Source organism: Streptomyces tritici, from assembly GCF_048500665.1.
GTDB lineage: Bacteria > Actinomycetota > Actinomycetes > Streptomycetales > Streptomycetaceae > Streptomyces > Streptomyces tritici.
The window spans coordinates 3,170,048-3,196,613 of record NZ_CP183183.1 but is presented as its reverse complement, the minus strand read 5'-3'; the positions used below and the strand labels follow the sequence as shown (position 1 = coordinate 3,196,613).

27 protein-coding genes are annotated in these 26,566 nt (G+C 72.4%); 10 read left to right on the top strand and 17 right to left on the bottom strand.

What is annotated here, in order from left to right; all coding sequences use genetic code 11:
* Positions 1–24: 24 nt before the first annotated feature.
* The 11 genes from pstB to mshD all read right to left on the bottom strand — a co-directional run bounded on the left by pstB (position 25) and on the right by mshD (position 11,761).
* The gene (gene pstB, locus ACNJ93_RS14660; RefSeq protein ID WP_418957862.1) at positions 25–801 is read right to left on the bottom strand and encodes a phosphate ABC transporter ATP-binding protein PstB; all 777 of its coding nucleotides are present in this window, start codon (positions 799–801) and stop codon (positions 25–27) included.
* 27 nt (positions 802–828) lie between these two features.
* Positions 829–1,896, bottom strand: a complete 1,068-nt coding sequence (pstA, locus tag ACNJ93_RS14655; protein ID WP_418957861.1) for a phosphate ABC transporter permease PstA — start codon at positions 1,894–1,896, stop codon at positions 829–831.
* A gap of 91 nt (positions 1,897–1,987) precedes the next feature.
* On the bottom strand, positions 1,988–2,968 hold the full coding sequence (gene pstC, locus ACNJ93_RS14650) for a phosphate ABC transporter permease subunit PstC (RefSeq protein WP_418957860.1): 981 nt from the start codon (positions 2,966–2,968) through the stop codon (positions 1,988–1,990).
* Positions 2,969–3,072: 104 nt separating this feature from the next.
* Positions 3,073–4,209 carry a phosphate ABC transporter substrate-binding protein PstS gene (gene pstS / locus ACNJ93_RS14645; RefSeq protein WP_418957859.1) on the bottom strand — a complete coding sequence of 379 codons (1,137 nt, stop codon included), beginning with the start codon at positions 4,207–4,209 and terminating at the stop codon, positions 3,073–3,075.
* Positions 4,210–4,453: 244 nt separating this feature from the next.
* Positions 4,454–4,867 carry an NUDIX hydrolase gene (locus tag ACNJ93_RS14640; RefSeq protein ID WP_418957858.1) on the bottom strand — a complete coding sequence of 138 codons (414 nt, stop codon included), beginning with the start codon at positions 4,865–4,867 and terminating at the stop codon, positions 4,454–4,456.
* Positions 4,864–5,841: a CHAD domain-containing protein gene (locus tag ACNJ93_RS14635; RefSeq protein WP_418961407.1), complete on the bottom strand. Its 978-nt coding sequence runs from the start codon at positions 5,839–5,841 to the stop codon at positions 4,864–4,866. The genes ACNJ93_RS14640 and ACNJ93_RS14635 overlap by 4 nt, the downstream gene beginning before the upstream one ends.
* A 232-nt stretch (positions 5,842–6,073) precedes the next feature.
* Positions 6,074–8,317 (bottom strand): RNA degradosome polyphosphate kinase, encoded by a 2,244-nt coding sequence (locus tag ACNJ93_RS14630; RefSeq protein ID WP_418957857.1) that lies wholly within the window; start codon positions 8,315–8,317, stop codon positions 6,074–6,076.
* Positions 8,318–8,530: 213 nt separating this feature from the next.
* The gene (locus ACNJ93_RS14625; protein WP_418957856.1) at positions 8,531–9,502 is read right to left on the bottom strand and encodes a hypothetical protein; all 972 of its coding nucleotides are present in this window, start codon (positions 9,500–9,502) and stop codon (positions 8,531–8,533) included.
* A complete protein-coding gene (locus tag ACNJ93_RS14620) occupies positions 9,499–10,329 on the bottom strand; it encodes an ABC transporter ATP-binding protein (protein ID WP_418957855.1) in 831 nt (276 codons plus the stop codon). The genes ACNJ93_RS14625 and ACNJ93_RS14620 overlap by 4 nt, the downstream gene beginning before the upstream one ends.
* Entirely contained in the window at positions 10,326–10,715 is a 390-nt protein-coding gene (locus tag ACNJ93_RS14615) for a GntR family transcriptional regulator (protein ID WP_418957854.1), read from the bottom strand. The genes ACNJ93_RS14620 and ACNJ93_RS14615 overlap by 4 nt, the downstream gene beginning before the upstream one ends.
* A 119-nt stretch (positions 10,716–10,834) precedes the next feature.
* Positions 10,835–11,761: a mycothiol synthase gene (gene mshD / locus ACNJ93_RS14610; protein WP_418957853.1), complete on the bottom strand. Its 927-nt coding sequence runs from the start codon at positions 11,759–11,761 to the stop codon at positions 10,835–10,837.
* Positions 11,762–11,937: 176 nt separating this feature from the next.
* Here mshD and ACNJ93_RS14605 point away from each other — a divergent pair, with 176 nt between their 5' ends.
* Both ACNJ93_RS14605 and ACNJ93_RS14600 read left to right on the top strand, forming a co-directional pair.
* Entirely contained in the window at positions 11,938–13,767 is a 1,830-nt protein-coding gene (locus tag ACNJ93_RS14605) for a bifunctional metallophosphatase/5'-nucleotidase (protein WP_418957852.1), read from the top strand.
* A 103-nt stretch (positions 13,768–13,870) separates the two neighbouring features.
* Positions 13,871–14,725 (top strand): phosphatidylinositol-specific phospholipase C, encoded by an 855-nt coding sequence (locus ACNJ93_RS14600; protein WP_418957851.1) that lies wholly within the window; start codon positions 13,871–13,873, stop codon positions 14,723–14,725.
* Here ACNJ93_RS14600 and ACNJ93_RS14595 read toward each other — a convergent pair.
* The 5 genes from ACNJ93_RS14595 to ACNJ93_RS14575 all read right to left on the bottom strand — a co-directional run bounded on the left by ACNJ93_RS14595 (position 14,690) and on the right by ACNJ93_RS14575 (position 19,838).
* A complete protein-coding gene (locus ACNJ93_RS14595) occupies positions 14,690–16,132 on the bottom strand; it encodes a sensor histidine kinase (RefSeq protein WP_418957850.1) in 1,443 nt (480 codons plus the stop codon). The genes ACNJ93_RS14600 and ACNJ93_RS14595 overlap by 36 nt on opposite strands.
* Entirely contained in the window at positions 16,129–16,854 is a 726-nt protein-coding gene (locus ACNJ93_RS14590; protein ID WP_418957849.1) for a response regulator transcription factor, read from the bottom strand. The genes ACNJ93_RS14595 and ACNJ93_RS14590 overlap by 4 nt, the downstream gene beginning before the upstream one ends.
* 56 nt (positions 16,855–16,910) lie before the next feature.
* Positions 16,911–17,867, bottom strand: coding sequence for a S1C family serine protease (locus ACNJ93_RS14585; RefSeq protein WP_418957848.1), 957 nt, complete (start codon positions 17,865–17,867; stop codon positions 16,911–16,913).
* Positions 17,868–17,973: 106 nt separating this feature from the next.
* On the bottom strand, positions 17,974–18,996 hold the full coding sequence (locus ACNJ93_RS14580; protein WP_418957847.1) for a LacI family DNA-binding transcriptional regulator: 1,023 nt from the start codon (positions 18,994–18,996) through the stop codon (positions 17,974–17,976).
* A gap of 23 nt (positions 18,997–19,019) precedes the next feature.
* Positions 19,020–19,838 (bottom strand): response regulator transcription factor, encoded by an 819-nt coding sequence (locus ACNJ93_RS14575; RefSeq protein WP_418957846.1) that lies wholly within the window; start codon positions 19,836–19,838, stop codon positions 19,020–19,022.
* Between the two features lie 256 nt (positions 19,839–20,094).
* Between ACNJ93_RS14575 and ACNJ93_RS14570 the strand changes: the two genes are divergently transcribed.
* The 8 genes from ACNJ93_RS14570 to ACNJ93_RS14535 all read left to right on the top strand — a co-directional run bounded on the left by ACNJ93_RS14570 (position 20,095) and on the right by ACNJ93_RS14535 (position 26,133).
* On the top strand, positions 20,095–20,943 hold the full coding sequence (locus tag ACNJ93_RS14570; protein ID WP_418957845.1) for an alpha/beta hydrolase family protein: 849 nt from the start codon (positions 20,095–20,097) through the stop codon (positions 20,941–20,943).
* Positions 20,944–20,988: 45 nt separating this feature from the next.
* Positions 20,989–21,243, top strand: coding sequence for a MoaD/ThiS family protein (locus ACNJ93_RS14565; protein WP_418957844.1), 255 nt, complete (start codon positions 20,989–20,991; stop codon positions 21,241–21,243).
* 9 nt (positions 21,244–21,252) lie between these two features.
* Positions 21,253–22,386 carry a hypothetical protein gene (locus tag ACNJ93_RS14560; RefSeq protein ID WP_418957843.1) on the top strand — a complete coding sequence of 378 codons (1,134 nt, stop codon included), beginning with the start codon at positions 21,253–21,255 and terminating at the stop codon, positions 22,384–22,386.
* 115 nt (positions 22,387–22,501) lie between these two features.
* Positions 22,502–23,197, top strand: coding sequence for a DUF2993 domain-containing protein (locus ACNJ93_RS14555; protein ID WP_418957842.1), 696 nt, complete (start codon positions 22,502–22,504; stop codon positions 23,195–23,197).
* A gap of 185 nt (positions 23,198–23,382) precedes the next feature.
* The gene (locus ACNJ93_RS14550; RefSeq protein WP_352021666.1) at positions 23,383–23,463 is read left to right on the top strand and encodes an Ms5788A family Cys-rich leader peptide; all 81 of its coding nucleotides are present in this window, start codon (positions 23,383–23,385) and stop codon (positions 23,461–23,463) included.
* Between the two features lie 141 nt (positions 23,464–23,604).
* Positions 23,605–24,444, top strand: coding sequence for a sulfurtransferase (locus tag ACNJ93_RS14545; protein WP_418957841.1), 840 nt, complete (start codon positions 23,605–23,607; stop codon positions 24,442–24,444).
* Between the two features lie 45 nt (positions 24,445–24,489).
* Positions 24,490–24,780 carry a DUF1416 domain-containing protein gene (locus ACNJ93_RS14540; protein ID WP_418957840.1) on the top strand — a complete coding sequence of 97 codons (291 nt, stop codon included), beginning with the start codon at positions 24,490–24,492 and terminating at the stop codon, positions 24,778–24,780.
* 1,092 nt (positions 24,781–25,872) lie between these two features.
* The gene (locus ACNJ93_RS14535) at positions 25,873–26,133 is read left to right on the top strand and encodes a DUF3099 domain-containing protein (RefSeq protein ID WP_418957839.1); all 261 of its coding nucleotides are present in this window, start codon (positions 25,873–25,875) and stop codon (positions 26,131–26,133) included.
* Positions 26,134–26,150: 17 nt separating this feature from the next.
* On the opposite strand, the gene ACNJ93_RS14530 is transcribed toward ACNJ93_RS14535, so the two are convergent.
* Positions 26,151–26,513: a DsrE family protein gene (locus tag ACNJ93_RS14530; RefSeq protein ID WP_418957838.1), complete on the bottom strand. Its 363-nt coding sequence runs from the start codon at positions 26,511–26,513 to the stop codon at positions 26,151–26,153.
* Positions 26,514–26,566: the final 53 nt, after the last annotated feature.

Sequence of the window (26,566 nt, the reverse complement as noted above, 5' to 3'; positions counted from 1 at the left end):
CGCGGCCAGGCCGCATGGTGTCTCTTAGCCGAAGCGGCCGGAGATGTAGTCCTCGGTCGCCTGGACGGACGGGTTGGAGAAGATCCGCTCGGTGTCGTCGAGCTCGATCAGCTTGCCGGGCTGGCCCACGGCCGCCAGGTTGAAGAAGGCGGTGCGGTCGGAGACGCGCGCGGCCTGCTGCATGTTGTGCGTCACGATGACGATCGTGAAGCGCTCCTTCAGCTCGCCGATCAGGTCCTCGATCGCCAGGGTCGAGATGGGGTCGAGCGCCGAGCAGGGCTCGTCCATCAGCAGCACGTCGGGCTCGACCGCGATCGCGCGGGCGATGCACAGACGCTGCTGCTGGCCGCCGGAGAGGCCGGAGCCCGGCTTGTTCAGGCGGTCCTTGACCTCGTTCCAGAGGTTCGCGCCCTTGAGGGAGCGCTCGACGATGTCGTTGAGCTCGGCCTTCTTGTAGCTGCCGTTGAGCCGCAGGCCCGCCGCCACATTGTCGAAGATCGACATGGTCGGGAACGGGTTCGGACGCTGGAACACCATGCCGACCGTGCGGCGGACGGCGACCGGGTCGACACCCGGGCCGTACAGGTTCTCGTCGTCCAGCATCACCTTGCCCTCGACCCGGCCGCCGGGGATGACCTCGTGCATGCGGTTGAGGGTGCGCAGGAAGGTGGACTTGCCGCAGCCGGAGGGGCCGATGAAGGCCGTCACGGAGCGGGGCTCGACGGTCATGGAGATGTCGTCGATCGCCTTGTGGGAGCCGTAGTACGCGGAGAGGCCGCTGACGTCGATTCGCTTGGCCATATCAATCACTACTTCCAGAGTGCCGCGTCAGCGGCCGGTCTTGGGGGCCTTCCAGCGGGCGATGCCGCGGGCCACCAGATTGAGGATCATGACGAAGGCGATGAGGACGAGCGCGGCGCCCCAGGCGCGGGCCACGGCGGCGTCGGTGCCGACCGCGTACTGCTCGTACACGTACAGCGGCAGGGAGGACTGCGCGCCTTCGAAGGGGTTCGGGTTGATGAGCTTCGTACCGAACACGAGGAGGAGGACGGGGGCCGTCTCACCGGTGATGCGGGCGACCGCGAGCATGACGCCCGTGGTGATGCCGCCGATCGCGGTGGGCAGGACCACCTTCAGGATCGTCCGCCACTTCGGGACGCCGAGGGCCAGGGAGGCCTCGCGCAGCTCGTTCGGGACGAGCTTCAGCATCTCCTCGGTGGAGCGCACCACGACCGGCATCATCAGGATGGCCAGGGCCATCGCGCCGGCGAACCCGGAGGGGCCGAAGCCCAGGATCAGGTTCCAGGTGGCGAGGATGAACAGACCCGCGACGATCGACGGGACGCCCGTCATGACGTCGACGAAGAAGGTGACCGCGCGGGCGAGCTGCCCGGTGCCGTACTCCACCAGGTAGATCGCGGTGAGCAGCCCGATGGGCGCGGCGATCACGGTGGCGATGAGCACCTGCTCGATGGTGCCGAGCAGCGCGTGGTAGATGCCGCCGCCGGCGTCGGCGTCGAGGACGCCGTTCATCGAGTGGGTCAAGAAGTACGGGTCGACGACCTCGATGCCCTTGCTCACGGTCGTCCAGGCCAGCGAGAGAAGCGGGACGACGGCGAGGATGAAGCAGACCCAGACGATGCTGGTGGCCACCCGGTCCTTGGCCTGGCGCCGGCCCTCCACCTTGGCGGTGACGGCGAACGTGGCGAGGACGAAGAGCAGCGCGGCGATCAGGCCCCACTGGAGGCGGCTGTGCCAGCCGGCGCCGAGGCCGATGCCGATCGCGGCGGCGACGGAGCCGGCGGCGACGGCGAACGGGGTCCAGCGCGGCAGACGCGCGTGGCTCAGCGGGTCGTGGACGACGTCGACCGCGGGACGGTCCTGTACGACGGTCATGCTGTGCCTCCTTCGTTCGCTTCTCCGCCCGCGCGGCGCAGAGGTGCGGCTGTCGTCCCTGTCTGCGGCCCGGTGGCCGCGCGTGCGTCGCTCACGCGTTGGCCCCCGAGTACTCCTTGCGGCGGGCGATGATCCAGCGGGCCGCGCCGTTGACCAGCAGGGTGATGGCGAAGAGGACGAGACCGGAGGCGATCAGCGCGTCACGGCCGAACTCGTTCGCCTCGTTGAACTTGGAGGCGATGTTCTGGGCGAAGGTGCCGCCGCCCGGGTCGAGCAGGTGGCCCGAGATGACGAAGCTGGGGGAGAGCACGACGGCGACGGCCATGGTCTCGCCGAGTGCGCGGCCGAGGCCGAGCATCGAGGCGGAGATGATGCCGGAGCGGCCGAACGGCAGCACCGCCATGCGGATGACCTCCCAGCGCGTGGCGCCGAGGGCGAGGGCGGCCTCTTCGTGCATCCGGGGGACCTGGAGGAAGACCTCACGGGTGACGTTGGTGATGATCGGCAGGATCATGATCGCCAGCAGGATGCCCACGGTGAACAGGGAGCGGGCGGGGCCGTCGCTGGACTTGTCGAAGATGTACGTCCAGCCCATGTACTCGTCGAGCCACTTGTTCAGGCCGTCGAGGTACGGGACCAGGAAGATCGCGCCCCAGAGGCCGTAGATGATGCTGGGCACGGCGGCGAGCAGGTCGACGACGTACGCGAGCGGGGCGGCGAGCTTGCGCGGCGCGTAGTGCGAGATGAACAGCGCGATGCCGATGGCGATGGGCACCGCGATCGCCATGGCGATGATCGAGGAGACGATCGTGCCGAAGACGAGGACGGCGATGCCGAAGACCGGCGGGTCGCCGGCCGGGTTCCACTCGGAGGTGGTGAGGAAGTTCGTGCTGTCCTGCGAGATGGCGAGGACGGCGCGGTAGGTCAGGAAGACCGCGATGGCGGCCATGATCACCAGCAGGGTGATGCCGGAACCGCGGGAGAGACCGAGGAAGATCCGGTCTCCGGGGCGGGTGGCGCCCTGGGGGCGCTCGTTCTCTGTCGGTGGTGGTGTCGTCGTGGTCGTAACCATGGGACTCTCCGGTCTGCGGAACCCCGGGGGGTTCCTGGCGGCGGTGCACCGGATACCGGGGCCGGCCCGTCAGGGGTGCTGGACGGGCCGGACCCGGTCGGGAATCAGGACAGGGTCGGGACGATCGCGCGGACCTTGGCGGCGATCTCCGCCGGGAGCGGGGCGTAGCCGGCCTCGGCGAGGACCTTCTGGCCCTCCTCGCTGACCGTGTAGTTCAGGAACGCCTTCAGGGTCGGCAGGGTCTCCGCCTTGTTGCCCTTGTCGCAGGCGATCTCGTAGGTGACGAGCATCAGCGGGTAGGCGCCCTCGGCCTTGGTGGCGTAGTCGAGGGACAGGGCCATGTCGGAGCCGGTGCCCTTGATCTTGGCGGCGGCGATGGCCTTGGAGGCGTTCTCCGGGGTGGCCTCGACCGGGGCGGAGGCGCCGGTGTTCAGCTTGACCGTGGAGATGCTGTTGGAGGTGGCGTAGGAGAGCTCGAAGTAGCCGATGGCGCCCTCGGTGCCCTTGACGGAGGTCGCGACGCCGGAGGAGCCGTTGGCGGCCTGGCCGCCCTGGGCGGGCCAGGACTTCGACTTCGGGTCGTGCTTCCAGTCGGCCGCGGCGGCGGTCGAGAGGTACTTGCCCAGGTTCTGGGTGGTGCCCGACTCGTCGGAGCGGTGGAAGGCCTGGATGGTGGTGGCCGGCAGCTTCGCGCCCGGGTTGAGCTTGGCGATCGCCGGGTCGTTCCACTTGGTGATCTTGTTGTCGAAGATCTTGGCGATGGTGGAGGCGTCCAGGACGAGGTTGTCCACGCCGCTCAGGTTGTAGCCGATGGCGATCGGGCCGCCGACCATCGGGAGGTTGACGCCCTTGCCGCCCTTGCAGATCTTCTGCGACTCGGCGACCTCTTCGTCCTTCAGGGCGGAGTCGGAGCCCGCGAAGGCGACCTGGCCCTGGTTGAACTTGGTGATGCCGCCACCGGAGCCGATGGCCTGGTAGTTGACCTCGACGCCCGAACAGGCCGCCTGGAAGTTCTTGACCCACAGGTCCATGGCGTTCTTCTGGGCGGAGGAGCCGGCGGCCAGGAGCTGGCCCTTGGCGCCGTCGCACTTGATGTTCGACGCCGCGGTCGTCTTCTTGTCGCCGCCGTCGGCGCCGCCGGTGTTGTCGTCCGAACCACACGCCGACAGGACCAGGGCGCCGGAGACGACGAGGGCACCGATCGCGGAGGCGCGAAGCCCGTTCTTGCGCGAAAGCTTCACTTTTCGGGTGTTCCTTCCAGAAGCCGCCCGCCTCGGCCTTGGTGCCGGGGCTTTCCGTGGCGGCGTGTGTCGGGGTCGGTGTGACGGCGCATGCCGTTCACCTCGTACGGCCGAAATTAGGCAGAACAGGTGAAGCGGTCGACGGAGGAGAGTGAACGGCAGGTGAACCGTGCTGTAAGGCCGGGTGCCGCCGGTCACCGCCGGTCCGGCGCGTGCGCCGGGCCGCTCCCCGTACGCCTCCTCTTCAGCGTGCGACGGAGGCGGGCAGGGCGTCCAGCAGGTCACGGTCGCGCGCCTGGGTGAGGCGGCGGCGGGCGGCGGCCGGGGGCAGCCAGACCAGCCGGTCGACCTCATGGGTGGGCGTGAAGACACCGCCGAGGGCGCGGGCCGCCCAGTACTCGACCTCCTTGGGGCGCCCCGACGCGGTGTAGCGGATCGTGGGCAGGCGGGCGCCCAGCGCGCACGCCTGGCCGGTCTCCTCGCGGACCTCGCGCAGGGCGCACTCCTCGGCGCTCTCGCCGCGCTTCCGCTTGCCCTTGGGGTGCGACCAGTCGTCGTACTTCGGCCGGTGGATCAGGGCGATCTCGACGCCCCCGCCCGCCGCCGGCCGCCACAGCACACAGCCGGCGGCCAGGACGGGGGCGGGGGCGGAGCTCATGAGACGGTCGCCGCGGCCCGCTGCCAGGCCCGCTGGAAGGCGAAGCGGGCCGCCTCGACCTCGTGCCGCTGGTCGGCGTGGAGCACGCCGAGCGCGTACGCGGTGGCCGGGGCGATCCGCGGGGTACGCGCCGCCGTGGCGGCCGCGGCGGCGGCCTCGGCGGCGTCCCGGTGCCGGTCCAGGGCGCGGCCCGCCTCGTACAGGACCGGGTCCGCGGCGGTGTCCGGATGCCGCAGGGCCTCCAGGGCGTACCGGTGCAGCCGCAGCAGCTGCCGGGCCTGGTGCCAGGGCGCGTCCTGCGCCTCCCCGGCGGCGAGCTCCAGGGCCTCCGCGTTGTACGGGTGCGCCGCGCGGGCCAGCGGCAGCGCGGCGACCGCGTCGGACAGGCGCCGCTCCACGACCTCGGCCGGCGCGTCCAGGACCTCGGCGGCCGGGGCCGAGCCGGCCGGGCCCAGCGGCACCTCGGAGGCCAGCAGCGCCACGGCGTCGGCGACCGCGTGGAAGCGGGACGAGCCCAGGGCCTGCAGCGCCGCGGAGTGGGCCCGGGTCCGGGCCAGGGTGAGCTGCCGCTCCAGGAGCGCCCCGGCCCGTGCCGCGCCGACGGTCAGACCGTGCGCGCCGCCCTCCGCGGCGCGGGCGGCCGGTACGGCGCTGCCGTCGGCGCCGGCGCTCCCCGCGCCGCCGGCGCCCGACAGGCGGGCCAGCGCGTCCACGAGCCGGACGAGCCGTGAGGTGCAGGCGTGCTCCAGGGCCAGGGTGCCGGAGAGCCAGGCCAGCTCGGTGCGCAGGCCGTCGGCCCAGCCGGGGTCCAGGAGCACCCGGAAGGTGTGCAGGGTGCCGCTGATCCGGCGGGCCGCGCCGCGCAGCGCGCGGGCGGCCTCCTCGGCCCCGGCCGTGTCCGCGCCGCTCTCGGCGTGCAGCCTCAGGCTGCGCAGGAAGTCACCGGCGCGGGCGTGCAGGTACGGGGCGAGCACCTCGCCCGCCGTGAGGTCCCCGGCGCCGGGGTGTCCGGCGCCGGGGTGCCCGCCGCCCGGGTTCCCGGCCGTCGGGCCCCGGGGCGGAAGCGCCGTCGGCTCGCCCGCCGTGACGTCCCGGGCCGTCAGGTCCCGGCCCGCGAGGTCCCGCGCCGTGAGGTCCCGTGCGGTGAGCCGTCTCGCCGTGATCCCTCCCGGCGCCGGTTTCGCCGCCGTCGCGTCCGGGGGGTATTCAGGGTTGTGCACGCCGGCGCCTCCGCGCGTCGATGAGCATCTCCTGGACGTGCCGCAGCGGCTGGCCGTCCGGGTCGGTCGCGTGCCGCGTCCAGTTCCCGTCCGGGCCGAGGTGCCAGGAGGAGGTGGTGTCGGACATCCCGGTCTCCAGGAGCCGGGTGAGGGCGGCCCGGTGGGCCGGGTCGGAGACCCGGACGAGGGCCTCGATACGGCGGTCCAGGTTGCGGTGCATCATGTCGGCGCTGCCGAGCCACACCTCCGGCTCGCCGCCGTTGCCGAAGGCGAAGACCCGGGAGTGCTCCAGGAAGCGGCCGAGGACCGAGCGGACCCGGATGTTCTCCGAGAGGCCGGTGACGCCGGGGCGGATCGCGCAGATGCCGCGGACCCAGACGTCGACGGGGACGCCGGCCTGCGAGGCCCGGTAGCAGGCGTCGATGATCGCCTCGTCGACCATCGAGTTGACCTTGATGCGCACGTACGCGGGGCGTCCGGCGCGGTGGTGGGCGATCTCCTTGTTGATCCGCTGGATCAGGCCGTCGCGCAGCGACTTCGGCGCGACGAGCAGCCGCCGGTAGGTCTCCCGGCGGGAGTAGCCGGAGAGCCGGTTGAACAGGTCGGACAGGTCCGCGCCCACCTGCGGGTCGGCGGTGAGCAGGCCGAGGTCCTCGTACAGCCGGGCGGTCTTCGGGTGGTAGTTGCCGGTGCCGACGTGCGAGTACCGGCGCAGCGTCTCGCCCTCCTGGCGGACCACGAGGGACAGCTTGCAGTGGGTCTTCAGGCCGACCAGGCCGTAGACCACGTGGCAGCCGGCCTCCTCCAGCTTGCGGGCCCACTTGATGTTGGCCTGCTCGTCGAAGCGGGCCTTGATCTCGACGAGGACGAGCACCTGCTTGCCGGACTCGGCGGCGTCGATGAGCGCGTCGACTATCGGCGACTTGCCGGACGTCCGGTACAGCGTCTGCTTGATCGCGAGCACGTCCGGGTCGGCGGCCGCCTGCTCCAGGAACGCCTGGACGGAGGTGGAGAAGCTGTCGTACGGGTGGTGCAGCAGCACGTCCCGCTCGCGCAGCGCGGCGAAGATGTCCGGAGCGGAGGCGGACTCCACCTCGGCGAGGTCGCGGTGGGTGCCGGCGACGAACTTCGGGTACTTCAGCTCGGGCCGGTCCTGCGAGGCGATGCCGAACAGGCCGGTGAGGTCGAGCGGGCCGGGCAGCGGGTAGACCTCGGACTCGGAGACCTTCAGCTCGCGGACCAGCAGGTCCAGCACGTACGGGTCGATCGACTCCTCGACCTCCAGGCGCACCGGCGGGCCGAAGCGGCGGCGCAGCAGCTCCTTCTCCAGGGCCTGCAGGAGGTTCTCGGTGTCGTCCTCCTCGACCTCCAGGTCCTCGTTCCGGGTCACCCGGAACATGTGGTGCGCCAGCACCTCCATGCCGGGGAACAGTTCCTCCAGGTGCGCCGCGATGACGTCCTCCAGGGGGACGTAGCGCTGCGGGGAGGCCTCCAGGAAGCGGGTGAGCAGCGGCGGGACCTTGACGCGGGCGAAGTGCCGGTGGCCGCTGACGGGGTTGCGCACGACGACGGCCAGGTTCAGGGAGAGGCCGGAGATGTACGGGAAGGGGTGCGCGGGGTCGACGGCCAGCGGGGTGAGGACCGGGAAGATCTGCTGGCGGAACAGCGTGAACAGGCGGGCCTGTTCCTTCTCGGTGAGCTCGGGCCAGCGGATCAGGTGGATGCCCTCGTCGGCGAGGGCCGGGGCGACGTCCTGCTGGTAGCAGGCGGCGTGCCGGGCCATCAGCTCGCGGGAGCGGGTCCAGATCAGGTCGAGGACCTCGCGGGGCTGCAGCCCGGACGCGGAGCGGGTGGCGACGCCGGTGGCGATGCGGCGCTTGAGGCCGGCGACGCGGACCATGAAGAACTCGTCCAGGTTGGACGCGAAGATCGCGAGGAAGTTCGCCCGTTCGAGGAGGGGCGTGTTCGGGTCCTCGGCGAGTTCGAGGACGCGCTCGTTGAACGCGAGCCAGCTGCGTTCGCGGTCGAGGAACCGCCCCTGGGGGAGTTCCGCCCCCTCGCCGTCGTCCTCGTAGGCGTCGGGGTCGGCGTCGAGATCGGGCTCCAGGTCGGACACCCGGCCGTTGGGGTTGACGGCGTGCGGGCGGTGCGCGGCTATGGAACCGATCGACGGCTGGGCGGTCGGCTGGGCGGAGTTCTGGACCGGGACCTCGGCGGGCTGCTGGCTCATGGCCCCATTCTTCCGCGCGAAGGGGTGAACGAGCGCGTCGGAGCGGGCCGTGGTGGAGGGAAGTCTCCCCAGGGGGAGGTCGGGCACGGCGGGCTTCATTGAGTGAGCGTCGCAAGCGCGTCTGAATGGCGGGTGACGACGACATGTCGTGACGGCGACCGCGGGCGGGGCCGCGGGGGCCACGAGGCCCCCCGCGACCCGCTGCGGGTCGCCTCAGGCGTGCCGCTTCCGGAGCACCCGGAAGGCGGTGTACAGCGCGAGCGCGGCGAGCGCGAGGCAGATGGCGGTCTCGACGAGCTGGATGGGCCAGAAGTGGGAGGCCGGGTGGTACTCGATGAAGTCGGTGACGCCGCCTCGGTCGGCGAGGCACTCGCGTACGCCGTCCGGCCTGGCCGCGAGGCAGTCGTCCCAGCGGAGGCGTTCGCCGGAGGCGGTCAGCATGCCGGCGTCCAGCGCCCAGTCCTTGGACGCGCGCAGCGACAGGTCGTGGCCGGTGAGGAGGCGGGCGGGCCACAGGCCCGGACGCGCCCAGGCGAGGACGGCCAGCGCCGCGCCGGTGACCAGTGCGGTGACGCTCATGGCGAGGACGGTGCGCCGGACGAGCATGCCGGCGGCCGCGCCGACGGCGAGGCCGAGCAGAGTGTGCGCCACGGGCACGACGCCGTGCGAGGCGAACATGATCGGCTCGTACCAGTACGTGGGGTAGTCGTGTGCGGGACCGGTCGTCCAGGCCCAGTAGAAGACCGCGCTGAGCAGCGGAACGCCGACGAGCGCGAGCACCCCGGGCACCGCCAGCTTGGCCGCGAGCCAGCGGGACGGGCGCACGCCCTGCGTCCAGGCCAGCTTGTACGTCCCGGACTCCAGTTCCCGGGCGAGCATCGGGCCCGCGACGAAGGCGCCGAGCAGCGCGGGCAGGGCGAGCATGCCGAGGGCCGCGTACTCGACGACGTGCCGGACGGCCCACTGGTCGTCGAGGTAGTCGCGGGTGGGCTGAAAGCACTGCTGCTTCTCGCTGCTCACCGTGCAGCCCGCCGCGCGCAGCGCCTCGGCGGCGGCGTCCGACCACAGCCGGGAGGTGACGAGACCCACCACCGCGATCCCGGCGAGCGCCAGCGCCACCCACAGGGCCTTGCGGTGCTGCCGGACCGTCACCCAGGTCGGGCCCTTCAGCGTGACCAGGCTCATGCGGGGGCTCCTTCGGGGGTGCGGAGGTGGGCCAGGAGGAGGTCCTCCAGGGTGGGTTCGGCGGTCTGCCAGGGGCCTTCGACGGGGCCCTCGTGGCGGACCAGCGCCGTGAGCTGACGGCCCGTCGTGCGGGCGGAGACGACCGTGTGCGGGGCGAGGTCCGCGACCGGTCCGGTCAGCAGCGTGTGCGCGGCGAGGAGGTCGTCGATCGGGCCGTCCAGCCGGACGCGGCCCCCGTGCACGAGGAGCAGGTGGTCGCAGACGCCCTCCAGCTCGGTGAGGATGTGCGAGGACATCACCACGCTCGTGCCGTGCTCCGCCGCGTCCGCCATCAGCGCGCCCATGAGCTCGCGCCGGGCCAGCGGGTCCAGGTCGGCCATCGGCTCGTCGAGGAGCAGCAGTTCCGGCCGCTTGCCGAGCGCCAGGGCGAGGGCGAGGCGGGTGCGCTGGCCGCCGGACAGCGCGCGCACCTTCGCGTCGGCGGGCAGTACGGCGGCGATGGCGGCGGCCGCTCCGTCGTCCCAGCGCCCCGGGTTCAGCTCGCGCCCCATGCGCAGCGTCTCCGCGACGGTGAGCTGCCCGTACAGCGGCTTGTCCTGGGCCACGTACGCGATCCGCTCCCGGGCGGGCGCGGCGATCCGGCCCTCGGTGGGCCGCAGCAGTCCCGCCGCGAGGGCGAGCAGTGTGGACTTGCCGGCGCCGTTGTGCCCGACGAGGGCGCAGATCCGCCCGGTGGGCAGGGTGAAGCCGCAGTCCTTGAGCGCCCACCCCCGGCGGCGGCTGTAGCGCAGGCCGAGGCCCTCGGCCTCGATGACCGGTGCGGTCATTGGTCGTCCCCCTTGAAGTGCTGTTCCAGTACGGAGGTGAAGAGCGCGGCCACGTCCTCCCGCTCCAGTCCGGCCGCCCGGGCCCGGCGCGCCCAGTCCGTCAGCTCGGCCCGCAGGGGCGAGTCGGCGGCGCCGGCGGTGCCGAGGGTCGCGCGGACGAAGGTGCCGAGGCCGCGGCGGGCCTCGACCAGGCCCTCGCGCTCGAGCTCGCGGTACGCCTTGAGCACCGTGTTCGGGTTGACGGCCGTCGCCTCGACGACCTCGCGCGCGGTGGGCAGGCGGTCGCCCGGCTCCAACAGGCCCATGCGCAGGGCCTGCTTGGTCTGCTGGACGATCTGGAGGTAGGTGGCGACGCCGCTGCGCCGGTCGATGCGGTACTCGACCATCCCTTCCACCACCCTTTCACTAATCGAATAGTGAAAGGGTGGTGGAAAGGAGGGGGCGGTGTCAACCGCCCCCCATCGCCCGGCCCTTGGGGTCGTCCGTCCCCTACGGTCGTCCGTCCCTACGACTCCGTGCGGTACATCAGGTCCACCTCGTGCGTCGCGAAGCCCAGGCCCTCGTACACCCGCACCGCCGCCGTGTTGTCCCCGTCGACGTACAGCATCGCCGTCGGCAGCTGCTGCGCCGCCAGGTGCCGCAGTCCGATGGCGGTCAGAGCCTTCCCGAGGCCGCCGCCCTGCGCGTCCGGCAGGATGCCGACCACGTACACCTCGCCGAGCTGCTCCTCCGCGTGGACCTTCGTCCAGTGGAAGCCGACCAGCCGGTCGTCCTTCTCCGCGAGGAAGAAGCCCTTCGGGTCGAACCACGGCTCGGCCATCCGGTCGTCCAGGTCCCGCTGGGTGAGCGAGCCCTGCTCGGGGTGGTGCGCGAAGGCCGCCGCGTTGACCGCGAGCCACGCCGCGTCGTCCTGGCCCGGGACGAAGGTGCGGACCGTGACGCCCTCGGGCAGCACCGGCTCGGGGATGTCGAGCGGGGTCAACGGGCGGCGCATCTGGCGCAGTTCCCGGAACAGGGTCAGCCCGAGGACCTGGGCCAGGTGGCGGGCGGACGCCTTGCCGCCGTGCGCCCAGACCCGCAGGCGCTTGCCGGAGGCCGCGAGCAGGGCGCTGCCGAGGGCCCGGCCGTGCCCGCGGCCCCGGTGGCCGGGGTGCACGACGAGCTCGGCGGCCGGGGCCTCGATCGGGTCGGTGTCCTCGAGCTGCGCGTAGCCGCGCAGTTCGGGGCCGACGGTGAGCAGGAGATGGCTGATGCCCTCGCGCCTGCCGTGCCGCAGATACAGCCGGCCCTGCTCGGACACGGCATGCACCCCGTCGACGCGGTCGGCCTCCGCGAGCAGGTCGAGGACCTCGTCGATCTGCTCGGGGGAGAGCGCGTCGTAGGTGCGGATCTGCCGCCCGGGCTCCAGGGCCGGCGTCGGATCAATCGTCATGGGTACGAGCCTACGGCGACCGGCCGGTCCCGTCGGCGAAGCGACGGAACGCGAGAGGCAACCTCCTCGTAACCTGCCCACCCCTGTTGCGCTACGCGCGTTGACTCTAGGCTGCATCGCTGGGCCGAGAGTCAAGCGACGCCGCACAAGGGGCGCGGGGGCCCAAAAGGGGAGACATGGCTACGAGACAGAAGAAGAACAAGGCGGTCCGCCGGGCGCTGGCCGTCGGGGCGGGGCTCGCCACCGCGGGCGCGCTCGTCGCGGCGCTGCCCGCCGGGGCCTCGGACACCAAGGGCGGCGGCGGGTACGGCCACGGTCGGTACGTCGACGTGCAGCTGCTGTCCTTCAACGACCTGCACGGCAACCTGGAGCCGCCGACCGGCTCGGCCGGCCGCCTCACGCACCTCAACGAGGACGGCACCACCAAGACCATCGAGGGTGTCGGCGGCGTCGAGTACCTGGCCACCCACCTGCGGCAGGCCCGCCAGGGGCACCCGTACTCCGTCACGGCCGCCGCGGGCGACATGATCGGCGCCTCGCCGCTGGTCTCGGGCCTGTTCCACGACGAGCCGACCATCGAGGCGCTGAACAAGCTGAAGCTCGACGTCAGCTCGGTCGGCAACCACGAGTTCGACGAGGGCGCGCGCGAGCTCGCCCGGATCCAGAACGGCGGCTGCCACCCGACCGAGGGCTGCTTCGAGGAGGGCAGGACCTTCGAGGGCGCCGACTTCCCCTACCTCGCGGCCAACGTGACGGACGAGAAGACCGGCCGTCCGATGCTCGACCCGTACTTCGTCTGGGAGAAGGACGGCGTCCGGATCGGCTTCATCGGCGTCACCCTGGAGGGCACGGCGAACATCGTGTCCGCCGAGGGCATCAAGGGCCTGAAGTTCGGCGACGAGGTCGAGACGATCAACAAGTACGCCAAGGTGCTGGAGCGCAAGGGCGTGAAGTCGATCGTGGCCCTGCTCCACGAGGGCGGCGCGCCGGCCTCGGGCGCGTACAACTACGACTGCGACAGCCCGGGCCCGGGCGACGGCATCTCCGGTCCGATCGTGGACATCGCGAAGAACGTCACCCCGCAGGTCGACGCCCTGGTGACCGGCCACACGCACCAGGCGTACGCGTGCACCATCAAGGACCCGGCGGGCAAGCCGCGCACGGTCACCTCGGCGGCCTCGTTCGGCAAGCTGTACACGGACACGACGCTGACCTACGACCGCCGTTCGAAGGACATCGTCCGCACCGCCGTCGCCTCCGCGAACCACGTCGTCACCCGTGACGTGGACCCGGCCGACGACATGAGCGACCTCATCAAGCGCTACAAGGCGCTGGCCGCGCCGATCTCGGGCCGTCCCGTCGGGCACATCTCCGCGAGCATCGACAACCCGCAGCCCGACCCCAAGGACCCGGCGATCGGCATCGAGCGGCCGCTCGGCAACCTGATCGCCGACGCGCAGCTGGAGGCCATGGCCCCGGCCGACAAGGGCGGCGCCCAGCTCGCGCTGATGAACCCGGGCGGCATCCGGATGCCCCTGACGTACGCGCAGTCCAACGGCGAGGGCGACGGCGTGGTGACCTACGGCGAGGCGTACAACGTCCAGCCGTTCACCAACATGATGTGGGCGGTCGATCTGACCGGCGCCCAGCTGATCACCACCCTGCAGCAGCAGGTGAGCGGTGCGAACCTGGGCTCCCCGAAGATCCTGCAGGTGTCGAAGAACTTCACCTACACCCTGGACCTGACCAAGACCGGCGCGGACCGGATCGTGGTCGACTCGGTGCGGCTGAACGGTGAGGCGATCGACCCGGCGAAGACCTACCGGGTCGCGATGAACGAGTTCCTGACGGGCGGCGGCGACGGCTTCGCCGTGCTGAAGGAGCACAAGAACAAGCTGGTCGGCTCGTCCGACCTGGACGTGTTCACCGCCTACCTGGGCGCCCACTCCTCGGCGAGCGCCCCGCTGGCGCCGCCGGCGCTGGGCCGCATCACCATCGTGAAGTAAGGCGCTGTGCGCAGGGGGCGGCGGACCGTTTCGGCGGGCCGCCGCCCCTTTCGCGGCCGCACGACCCTGGTCGGGATTGACGCGTACGCGTCATACTCCGCGCATGGACCGACGACGCTTCCTCGCGGGAGCCGCGGCAGTCTCCGCCTCCGTCCTGCTCGGGGCCCCGTCCGCACGGGCGGCCGTCTCGACCCAGGACTGGATGGCCGGCCACGGCGACCCCACCCCGCTCCAGCGGCTCACGATCCCCGGCACCCACGACTCCGGCGCCCGCTTCGGCGGCTGGTGGAGCGAATGCCAGAACACCACCATCGCCCAGCAGCTCGCCTCCGGAATCCGGTTCCTCGACATCCGCTGCCGGGTCACCGGCGGCTCCTTCGCCATCCACCACGGCGCCTCGTACCAGAACATGATGTTCGGCGACGTGCTCGTCGCCTGCCGGGACTTCCTGGCCGCCCACCCGTCCGAGACCGTCCTCATGCGCGTCAAGCAGGAGTACTCCACCGACTCCGACGCCACCTTCGGCGCGATCTTCACCGACTACCTCGACCGGCGGGGCTGGCGCCCGCTGTTCCGCATCGGCGACACGCTCCCGCTCCTCGGCCAGGCCCGGGGCAAGGTCGTCCTCATCGCCGACAACGGCGGCCTGCCGGGCCTGAAGTGGTGGGACGGCGCGGCCCTCGCCCTCCAGGACGACTGGAACGCCCTGCCCAACGACAAGTACCCCAAGATCGAGGCCCACTTCCGCAAGGCCGTCGAGCAGCCCGGCAGGCTCTACATCAACTTCGTCAGCACCTCGGCGTCCCTGCCGCCGCGCTGGAACTCCGACAACCTCAACCCGCGCGTCCACGGCTTCCTCGACGGCACGGCGAGCGGCTGGAAGGGGCTCGGCATCGTCCCCATGGACTTCCCCAACACCCGCTCAGGACTGGTCGAGTCCCTCATCCGCCACAACTGACGGCGGCGGCGTCGGCGCCCCCGGCAGGCGGACGGTCGCCACCGTGCCACCGCCCTCCGCCGGGGCCAGCGCCACCGTCCCGCCGGACCGCTGCACCGTGCGCGCCACGATCGACAGGCCCAGCCCCGAACCGGGCAGGCTGCGCGCCGACGGCGACCGCCAGAAGCGGTCGAAGACGTGCGGCAGCTCCTCCGGCGCGATGCCCGGCCCGTGGTCCCGCACGGTCAGCACCCCGGCCTCCGTCAGCACGACCTCGACCTCGCCGCCCGGCGGCGAGAACTTCACCGCGTTGTCCAGCACGTTCACCAGCGCCCGCTCGAGCCCGGCCGGCTCCGCCCGCACGTACCAGGGCGCGATTTCCGTGACGAAGCTCAGCTCGGGCCCGCGCAGCCGCGCCCGGCCGAGCGCCGAGCGCAGCACCTCGTGCAGCGCCACCACCTCCAGCGGACCCGGCGCCACCGCATCCGGCCGGGCCAGCTCCTGCAGGTCGCCGATCAGCGCGGCCAGCTCCGTCATCTGCGCCGTCACCGAGGCCATCAGCGCCCGGCGGTCCTCCCGCGGCAGCGCCCGCCCGGTCTCCTCGCTGCGCGCGAGGAGTTCGACGTTGGTCCGCAGCGAGGTCAGCGGCGTCCGCAGCTCGTGCCCCGCGTCCGCGATGAGCTGCGCCTGCCGGTCCCGCGACGAGGCCAGCGCGGCCGTCATCGCGTTGAACGAACGCGACAGCCGGGCCACCTCGTCCTCGCCCTCGGCCGGGATCCGCACCGTCAGGTCCTCCGTCGCGGCCACGTGCTCCACCGCCTCGGTCAGCCGGTCCACCGGCGTCAGACCCGCCCGCGCCACCCACAGCCCGACGGCCCCGGCGCCGATCACGCCCAGGCCGGAGACGAGGAGCAGCACCCACGCGAGACCCGCCATGGCGTTGTCGATCTCGGAGGCCGGACGCGCGATCATCACGCCGACCTGGCCCTGCCCGACCGGCGCCTGGTACGTGAAGACCCGCATCTCCCGGCCGTCCTCGGCGTGCTCCGTGTGCAGCACGTCCACCAGCGTGCCGCGCGCCACCGCCAGGTCCACCGCCCGCACCGGGACCGGCGAAGCCCCGTACGAGCACGTCCTGCCGGAGGTCAGCACGATCTGCACCGTGTCCCTGCCGGTCGCCGGCAGCGGGATGTCGGCCCTGCCGTTCACGCAGCTCAGCACGTACACGTCGATCTGGCTGGAGTCCAGCCGGGAGTTCCGCAGCGACTGGTCCCGCTCCGACTCCAGCTGCGCCCGCGTCACGAACCAGCAGGCCGCCGAGGCCGCCGCGACCGCCAGCGCCACCGCCGTCGCCGTCAGCAGCGCCAGCCGGGAGCGCAGCGGCAGCGCCCGCAGCCGGCGGCGGACCCCGCCGCCGCGCGTGCTCACGCCTCGCCGCCGGACCGCAGCACGTACCCGACGCCGCGGACCGTGTGCACCAGGCGCGGCTCCCCGCCGGCCTCGGTCTTGCGCCGCAGGTACATCACGTACACGTCCAGGGAGTTCGAGCTCGGCTCGAAGTCGAAGCCCCAGACGGCCTTCAGGATCTGCTCGCGCGTCAGCACCTGCCTCGGATGCGCCAGGAACATCTCCAGGAGGGTGAACTCGGTCCGGGTCAGTTCGACCGCCCGCTCGCCCCGGGTGACCTCGCGGGTCGCCAGGTTCATCCGCAGGTCGGCGAAGGAGAGCACGTCGCCCTCGGGCTGCGGTCCGGCGGCCCGGACGTACGAGCTGCGCCGCAGCAGCGCCCGGATCCGGGCGAACAGCTCGTCCAGCTCGAACGGCTTGACCAGGTAGTCGTCCGCGCCCGCGTCGAGGCCGGTGACCCGGTCGCCGACGGTGTCGCGGGCGGTCAGCATCAGGATCGGCAGGGTCGCGCCCGAGGCGCGGATGCGCCGGGCCGCCGTCAGGCCGTCCATCCGGGGCATCTGCACGTCGAGGACGACGAGTTCGGGGTCGTACGAGGCGATCTTCGCGAGCGCGTCGACGCCGTCGACGGCCTCCTCGGTGGTGTAGCCCTCGAAGGCGAGCGAGCGGCGCAGCGCCTCGCGGACCGCGGGCTCGTCGTCGACGATCAGGATGCGTTCGCCTTCAGTCACCGGACCAGTCATGGGCCAAGACTCGCACGCCGGTTCCTCGGGCGGCCCGGCCTCGGGCCCGGGCGCGCTCAGTTGTCGCCGCCGGAGCGCAGGGCGTCCAGATCGGCCTTGACCGTGTCGACCGGGATCGCGAAGCCGAGGCCGACGCTGCCGGCCGCCGTGGAGCCGGCGGTGGAACTCGGCGCGTACATCGCCGAATTGATGCCGATGATCTCGCCGTTCATATTGATCAGCGCGCCGCCGGAATTCCCCGGATTGAGGGAGGCGTCGGTCTGGATCGCCTTGTAGGTGGTGGTGGAATCGCCGGTGTCGCCGTTGAATTCCTGCCCGCCGAACTCGAACGGCCAGCCCTGCCGCTGCTGTCCCCGGTCCGGGTCCTGCTCCTTCGCGACGGTCACGTCGCGGTCGAGGGCGGAGACGATGCCGGAGGTGACCGTGCCGGTCAGGCCCTCGGGGGAGCCGATCGCGACGACCTCCTCGCCGACCTTCACCTTCGACGAGTCGCCGAGCGTGGCGGCCTTCAGTCCCGAGGCGCCCTTGAGCTTGACGAGCGCCAGGTCCTTGCCGGGGTCGGTGCCGACGACCTCGGCGGCGAACTTCCGGCCGTCGCTCAGCCGGACGCTCAGCTCCGAGGCGCCGGAGATCACGTGGTTGTTGGTGACGATCTCGCCGTCGGCGGTGAGGATCACGCCCGAGCCGGTGGACCGGCCGGACGTGCCGCTCGCCGAGATCTCCACGATGGACGGGGAGACCGCCTCGGCCACGCCCGCCACGGTGCCCTTGCTGCCCGCGGAGACGTTGGTGCCGCTGACGGCGCCGGATCCGGCCGCGGCCGGGCCGGCGGCGTACTGCTGGACGAGGGTGGCCGTGCCGCCGCCGACGGCCGCCGCGGCGAGGGCGACGGCGGTGAGCAGGCCCACGCCGCGCTTCGCCCGGCGGCGCGGAACCGGGGCGGCGTGCGAGACCGGCGCGTACGGGGGCCGCGGCGGGTAGTACGGGTACGGGGGCTGCTGGTGATCCGTCATGGTCACGACTCTCGGAGCCGCGTATGAGAAATGGATGAGGACGGACTGAGAAGCCCGGCAGAAGCGTGTATGCCCCATATAAAGACGGGGCGCTCCCGGGGGTCCGTCAGTGGCAGCCGCAGGACCGGCGGACGACCAGCGCGGACGGGAACTGCCGCACCCGCTCGCGCCGCGAGCCGGACACCCGCAGCGAGTCGTCCAGGACCAGGTCCACCGCCGCCCGGGCCATCGCCGGCCGGTCGGAGGAGATCGTGGTCAGCGGCGGATCGGTGAGCGCCGCCTCCTTGACGTCGTCGAAGCCCGCCACGGCCAGCTGGGTCGGCACGTCGATGCGCAGCTCGCGGGCCGCCCGCAGCACGCCGATGGCCTGGTCGTCCGTGGAGCAGAAGATCGCCGACGGCCGGTAGGGGCCGGAGAGGATCTTCAGGCCCACCTGGTACGCGTCGTAGCGGTTGTACGGCGCCTCGAAGAGCAGCCCGTCCGTCGGCCGGCCGGCCTCCTGCATCGCGCGCCGCCAGCCCTCGACGTGGTCGGCGACCGGGTCGCCCACCGACGGGGTGTCCGGCACGCCGCCCAGACAGGCCACGGCCGCGTGCCCGTGCTCCAGGAGGTGGCGGGTGGCGAGCTGAGCGCCGCCGATGTCGTCGGTGACCACGGCCACGTCGTCGATGGCCTCGGGCCGCTCGTGCAGGAGCACCACCCGGGCGTCCCAGGCCTCGATCTCCTGCGCGGCGCGCTCGCTCGGGCCCTGGCTGACCAGGATCAGCCCGGCGACCCGCATGCCGAGGAAGGCCCGCAGGTAGTGCACCTCGCGGTCGTCGCGGTAGTCGGAGTTCCCGACCAGGACCATCTTGCCGCGGTCGGCGGCGGCCCTCTCGACCGCGTGCGCCATCTCCGCGAAGAACGGCTGCCGGGCGTCCGGCACGATCATGCCTATGAGGTCGGTGCGCCGGGACGCCATCGCCTGGGCCACCCGGTCGGGCCGGTAGCCGAGCTCCTTGATGGCGGCGAGGACACGCTCGCGCGTGGCCGGGGCGACCGGCCGGGGTCCGTTGTTGATGACGTAGCTCACGACCGCGGTCGAAGTACCCGCCAGTCGCGCCACATCGTCCCGCGTCACCTTGGCCACGCGCGAAGTCTACGCGGGGGGACTCACCCCTTGGCAGGTCGGGCTGTGGCGTCCACCACGTCCCTGTCCCCCGCAGGGGTGGCGTCGTGCGTGGCGTCCTTGACGCCGGTGTCCCGCTTCGCCCGGGTTCCGTCCGCCTTCGCCCGGGCCTCCTCGGCGGCCCGCTCCACCTTCTCGGGCGTGACGAAGCGGTAGCCGACGTTGCGCACGGTGCCGATCAGGGACTCGTGCTCGGGCCCGAGCTTGGCGCGCAGCCGCCGTACGTGGACGTCGACCGTGCGGGTGCCGCCGAAGTAGTCGTAGCCCCAGACCTCCTGGAGCAGCTGGGCCCGGGTGAAGACCCGGCCGGGGTGCTGCGCGAGGTACTTGAGCAGCTCGAACTCCTTGAAGGTGAGGTCCAGGACCCGGCCCTTCAGTTTCGCGCTGTACGTGGCCTCGTCCACCGACAGGTCGCCGTTGCGGATCTCCATGGGGGAGTCGTCGGCGGTGATCTGCTGCCGGCCCATGGCGAGCCGCAGCCGCGCCTCGACCTCCGCCGGTCCGGCGGTGTCGAGCAGGACGTCGTCGATGCCCCAGTCGGCGGTGACGGCCGCGAGGCCGCCCTCGGTGACGACCAGGATCAGCGGACAGCCGGGGCCGGTGGAGCGCAGCAGCTGGCAGAGCGAGCGGACCTGCGGAAGGTCGCGCCGTCCGTCGACGAGGATCACGTCCGCGCCGGGGGTGTCCACCAGCGCGGGGCCTTCCGCGGGGGCCACCCGTACGTTGTGCAGAAGCAGGCCGAGGGCGGGAAGCACCTCCGTCGACGGCTGGAGTGCGTTGGTGAGGAGCAGCAGTGAACTCATCGCGCCCCTCCTGCCAGGGTCGTCGTCGGTCGGTCGTGCACGGTTCGCTCGCCCATCACGTCGGTTCCTCCTCGGTACCTGCGAGGCGTTGGCGGCACTGCTTCGTACTCACTTGCTGCTCTCGCGCCCTGAGAGCATTCGTTCACCTGCTCGTAACAACGGAGGCAAAACACAAAAGGACCCGGTGGCTGCGTCGCCCGGATCCTCTGCAAGCAGAATAGCGGAGAGGAGTTCCGAGGCAGAGGGCTGATTTCACATGGTGGATGTTTCCTCGATCACGTACGGCCCCCGCCGCGCAACCTTGACGACGGACGACGGTGTCCGGATCGAGGCCCGGTACGAGCCGTATGCGCCGCTCGTCGCCGATGACGCACATGGACCCGATGGGGCAAGTGTCCCCGATTCCGCGCCGACCGCCATCGTGGTCGCCCACGGCTTCACCGGCTCGGCCGACCGGCCGGCCGTGCGTCGTGTCGCCGCCGCCCTCGCGCGGCGCGCGGCCGTCGTCACCTTCTCCTTCCGCGGCCACGGCCGTTCCACGGGCCGCTCCACGGTCGGCGACCGGGAGGTGCTCGACCTCGCGGCCGCGGTCCGCTGGGCGCGCCGGATCGGACACGAACGGGTGGTCACGGTCGGCTTCTCCATGGGCGGCTCCGTCGTCCTGCGCCACGCCGCGCTGTACCCCGAGGGCGCGCAGGGGCGCACGGAAGCACACACCGACGCGGTGGCCGCCGTGAGCGCCCCTGCGCGCTGGTACTACCGGGGGACGCCGTCGATGCGCCGCGTCCACTGGGTGATCACCCGCCCGGTCGGCCGCCTCGTCGGCCGGTACGGGCTGCGCACCCGCATCCACCACGAGGACTGGGACCCCGTGCCGCTCTCCCCGGTCGAGGCGGTGCCGCTGATCGCGCCGACGCCGCTGCTGATCGTGCACGGCGACCGCGACCCGTACTTCCCCGTCGACCACCCCCGGATGCTCGTCGCCGCGGCCGAGGCCGCCGGCGCGCCCGCCGAGCTGTGGCTGGAGCGGGGGATGGGCCACGCGGAGAACGCGGTCGGCGGGGAACTCCTCGACCGGCTCGGCGACTGGCTGCTGCGCGCATAGACCATGATGGAGGGCGGCGCGCACACGAACGAAGGGAGCGCCGCTATGGCAGCGGGAACCATCCGCTACTGGGCCGCGGCCAAGTCCGCCGCGGGCGTCGCCGAGGAGCCGTACGCCGCCGAGACGCTGGCCGAGGCGCTGGCCGCGGCCCGCGACCGGCACCCGGGCGAACTGGTCCGCGTGCTGCAGCGCTGCTCGTTCCTCGTCGACGGGAATCCCGTCGGGACCCGCGCGCATGAGACCGTACGGCTGGCCGAGGGCGGCACGGTCGAGGTGCTCCCGCCGTTCGCAGGAGGGTGAACACCGGACATGAGCAGTGACCAGCAGTACGCGTACGGCGAGCAGCCGCAGCCGTACGACCCGTACGGGCAGCCGCCGGCGGGGCAGCCGTACCCGCAGCCGCAGCACCAGGACCCGGGGGCGACCCAGACCTGGGAGGGCCAGACCTGGGACACCCAGTACCAGCCCACCGTCGCCCCGGCCTCCGCCGCCGAGACCGCCTACCTCCCGCAGCAGCCCGCCGGGCCGCTCCCGCCGGAGGCCCCGACGGCGTACCAGGAGCCGGTCCCGCCGGCGCCGGTCACGCCCTACCAGGAGCTGGTCGCCCCGTACCAGGACCCGGCGCCCGCGGACGCCGAGGCCGGGCCCGCCTACTCCGCGCCCACCACCTCCGGCAACACCCGGATCACCGACGCCCAGCGCGCCCGCGCCGAGGGCCGCTCGCCGATCATCGCCCCCGGCATCCAGCCCGCCGCGCTGACCGCCGCCCTCGGCGTCCTGCTCGCCGGCGGCGCGGCCCTCGGGCCGTACGCGCTGCTCGTCCCGCTGGTGCTGCTCCAGGCCGTCACCGCCGCCGGCTGGTTCCGGCTCAACGGCATGTGGCCGGCCCGGCAGGGCATCGCGCTCGGCTTCGCCGGCGGCGTGACCGCCGACGGGGCGCTGCTCGCGGCCGGCCCGGACCACGTGCCCGCCGCGATCCTCGGCACCCTCGGCGTGTGGGTGCTGCTCTCGCTCGTCCTGCAGCTGCGCAGCCACGCCGACCCGGACGAGCGGATGTACGGCCTGACCGCCACCGTCGCCTCGGCCGCCCTGGCGATCCTCGCGGCCGGCCACCTCGGCGCGGACCCGGACGCGGTCGTCGTCGGCGGGCTCGCCGTGGCCGCCGCCACCGTGGCGCGGGCGCTGCCGCTGCCCGGCGTGGCCTCCGTGGCCGTCGCGCTGCTCGCGGCGGCCGGGGCGGGCATCGCGGCGGGCGGGTTCACCGGCTTCGACGCGGCCGGCGCGGCGGGTCTGGGACTGGGCGCGGGGGTGTGCGCGCTGATCGGCCTGCGGGTCGCCAGCTACGACTACCCGTCACGCTTCGTCCACATGACCGCCGGTGTCGCGCTGCCCCTGACGCTCGCCGCCCCCGCTGTCTACCTGCTGGGACGCGCCCTGGGCTGAGCCCGCCGGCACGGACGTGCCGGGCGTCGCCCGGAACCATCCGGCCCCCTGACACGTCGATGGACATGTCAGGGGGCCGGACCCTTTTCGGGCAGGGAGCGGGGGACTGCGGGGCATGCGAGCACTGCGGGTGGTGTTGATCGTCGCCGTACTGCTGGGCGGGATCCTGGTCGGCGTCGACCGCCTCGCGGTCGGGTACGCGGAGTCCGAGGCGGCCGACCGGATCATGCTCGGCGAAGCCCGCGCGGGCTCGACCGAGGTGGACATCAAGGGCTTCCCCTTCCTCACCCAGGTCGCCGCGGGCCGCTTCGACGAGGTCGACGTGGTCGTCGGCGGGGCCGAGACGCAGGCCGGCAAGAAGCGAGTCCGGCTGAGCGAGCTGTCCGTGACGCTCAAGGACGTCACCGTGGACGGCGACTGGAAGGGCGCCCGGGCGGGCGGGGTCGGCGGTACCGCGCTGGTCTCGTACGAGGACCTCACCGCGGCGGCGGCGAGCAACGTGCGGGTGGGCTACGGCGGGAACGGCAAGGTGAAGGTCACCGGCACGTTCACCCTGCCGCTGATCGGGCGGTCGATGACGCGCAGCGTCGTGTCCAGCGTGACCCTGGTCGACGGCAAGACGGTGCGGGTGCGGGCCGACGAGGTGCCCGGCGAGGGCATCCCGGGCCTGGAGGAGCTGGTCCGCTCGCGGACCGACTTCGAGCGGAGTGTGGGCTCGCTGCCGCCGGGCATGAAGCTGGAGCGGATCGAGGCGCGCGAGGACGGCGTGGCGATCGCGGTCTCGGGGACGAATGTGGTCCTGACGGGCTGAATCGGCCGCGATGGCCGAATGCTGAGACGAGCCCGTCCGACCTGTAGATACACGAGCGGGGCGGCGGGGCGGATCCCGCCGGGAGGCCGCCCCGACGCAGCTGGGGTCTCGCATCCCGGACGATCGCGTCTCAAAATACGACACACCGGTGACATGGCCGCCTGTCCGTCCCTACGATCGGACGCATGAAGCGACAGGCGGAACTCACGAAGCGGCGGGCAGTAGACCTGTGCCGCGTCGCCGCCATGCTCTGTCGCTCCGTCTGAGCGGGACGCCCGTCTCCCGTATTCCCCCAGGCCCCGGACCGCACGAGTCGGGGCCGCCCCGTGTAGCCGTACGCACGCGACGACGCGTACCCGCACCACCCTGCACGCACCCGCCGCACACTGCCCCGGAGGAGAATCAGCATGGCTCGCACCGACGTCCTGGTCGACGCCGACTGGGTCGAGGCCAACCTCGACAACCCGCAGGTCGCCGTCGTCGAGGTGGACGAGGACACCTCGGCCTACGACAAGAACCACATCCGCAACGCCATCCGGATCGACTGGACCAAGGACCTGCAGGACCCGGTCCGCCGCGACTTCATCGACCAGGAGGGCTTCGAGAAGCTCCTCTCGGCCAAGGGCATCGCGAACGACACCACGGTCGTCCTCTACGGCGGCAACAACAACTGGTTCGCCTCCTACGCGTACTGGTACTTCAAGCTCTACGGCCACCAGGACGTGAAGCTCCTCGACGGCGGCCGCAAGAAGTGGGAGCTCGACTCCCGCGACCTGGTCTCCGAGGTCCCGAACCGCCCGGCCACCGAGTACAAGGCCAAGCCGCAGGACACCTCGATCCGCGCGTTCCGCGAGGACGTCGTGGCCGCGATCGGCGCCCAGAACCTCGTCGACGTCCGCTCGCCCGACGAGTTCTCCGGCAAGCTGCTCGCCCCGGCGCACCTCCCGCAGGAGCAGTCGCAGCGCCCCGGCCACGTGCCGAGCGCCCGCAACATCCCGTGGTCCAAGAACGCCAACGACGACGGCACCTTCAAGTCGGACGAGGAGCTCAAGGCCCTCTACGAGGAGGAGCAGGTCGACCTGGCGAAGGACACCATCGCCTACTGCCGCATCGGCGAGCGTTCGGCCCTGACCTGGTTCGTGCTGCACGAGCTGCTGGGCGTCGAGAACGTCAAGAACTACGACGGCTCGTGGACCGAGTACGGCTCCCTCGTCGGCGTGCCGATCGAGCTCGGCGCCAACAAGTAAGCGCGGGCGCGCGACCCGTACCTCTCCAGGACAGGACTGAAGAACATGTGTGGAGCACCGATCGGCGGCCCCGACGTCAGCACGCTGAAGCCCGGTGAGACGGCCATCCAGGGCCAGGTCACCAAGAACGGCGAGCCCGTCTCCGGCTACGTCCGCCTCCTCGACAGCACCGGCGAGTTCACCGCCGAGGTCCCGACCTCGGCCACCGGCCAGTTCCGCTTCTACGCGGCCACCGGCGAGTGGACCCTCCGCGCCCTGGTCCCCGGCGCCCAGGCCGACCGCAAGGTCGTCGTCACGGAGACCGGCAGCCTGACGGACGTGGCGATCGCCGTCTGATTCGACAGGCTTGGCGCGCGACGCCGGCTCCGTGACTCGGAGCCGGCGCGGCGCGAAGCCTCCATCTACCGGCCGAAGGGCCGCACCTCTCGGGGGGTTGGACGCCTACCGACGGCAAGGTGCGGTCCTTCGTGCCGTTTCTGGACGGTTGATTCGGCCGACGATGTGACCTTCGCCCACCCGGCTCGTTGAAGTGTTCGACGGGCAGGCGATCGGAGGTGGGTATGGTCGAGCGTTCCGCATCCGGTCTACGGGTGCTGACTCCTCCTCGGCTGGCCTCCCCGACGGGCGCCCTCACGGTCAGGACCAGGCTGCGGTTGTCGGATCGGGATGCCGTGGTCCTTCGTGAGCTGGCCGAGTACCTGTCCCGGCTCGCGGCCCGTGATCTGGCCGAGCGAGTGGCTTTGGGAACCCGCCACACCGCAGCCGACTTCGCACGGCGCAAGAGAGAGTTGACGGCCGTCACGTCTTCCCGGTGGGCAGGCACGATCACCCGCGGTTCCAACGATCAGTGGCAGGTCGCCCGGAGGGCGCAGGCAGCCCACCTGACGAGCCTCGCGGCCGAGATCGGGATGATCGAGCGGAGGCTTGTCGTTCCGGTCGGCGGGCGCGACGAGGCCACGGGCACCAGGGGATATCCGACGCGGCGCGTTCGCGCGACCAAGCAGCAGCGACTGCAGTCCCTGCGCGACGTCCCGGCACGAGGCTTCGGCCGTCGTGATCGGGAGGCGCGGCCAGGGGCTGGGCGCGCGGCGCAGGGCAGAGAAGTCCGTATCCCGCAGGCAGATGGAAGAAGTCGGGCGCGTGGGAGCACGACGCCCGGCCGGTACGGAGACCCATCGCCCGCCCGCGCAGCACATGGGGTCCGGTTCCGCCCGCGCACCGAGGACCGCCGATCGTCCGGAGGACGGCGTACGGGATGCGCCCCGCCGACGGACGCCGACAGCGGTCCAGGCTGCCCAGGACCGTTCGGGTCAGCCCGCCGACAAGCTTCCGCGCTCGGCGCACAGGGACGGTTGGACGCCATTCCAGGACCTGAGGCACGGCCCTTCGGTCTGCCCGGGGGCGGGGGGCCGGGCCTAGGCTGGAGGTATGTACGCACGGCGGCGGCGTGTCTACCTGTGGATGATGGGCGTCTGCCTGGTCCTGTTCGTGGGCGCCTGGGCCGTCGTGCGGCTGTGGTCGGTGCCGGCCGCGGTCGCGATGTGCGTGGTGGCCATGCTGATCCCGCCGGTCGCGGCCGTGGTGGCGAACCGGCGGGGCCCCGACGACCGCTGGTGGGACGACCCTTCGGGCGACCCGCAGTCGGACGAGTGGTGGGACGAGCTCGACGGCAGGAAACGCCGCGAGTAGGACGCCCCGGCGGAGGCTCAGTAGACGAGGGCCTGGGTGTCCTCGGCCATCGCCTCCTGCACGAACACCTGCGCGCCGGCGATGCGGACGCCCTTCAGGACGTCCTGCTCCGTGATCTCCCGGCGGGCCGCGCACTGCGTGCACAGCGTGATCCGGCCACCCGCGAGGAGCGAGTCGATCAGGTCCGGGAGCGGTGCCGCGTGCGGGAGTTCGAACTCGGCGGCCCGCCCCGGCAGCGCGAACCACGCCGACTCGCCGGTCAGCCAGAGCGAGACGTCGACCCCGCTCGCCACGGCCACGGCGGCCACGGTGAAGGCCTGGGAGCAGCGTTCGGGGGCGTCGGCCCCCGCGGTCACCTTGATCACGAGCTTCTTCGCCATATGCCGAACTGTAATACTCGGCGGGGCAACCCCCGGCGCCCCTAGGGTGTCGG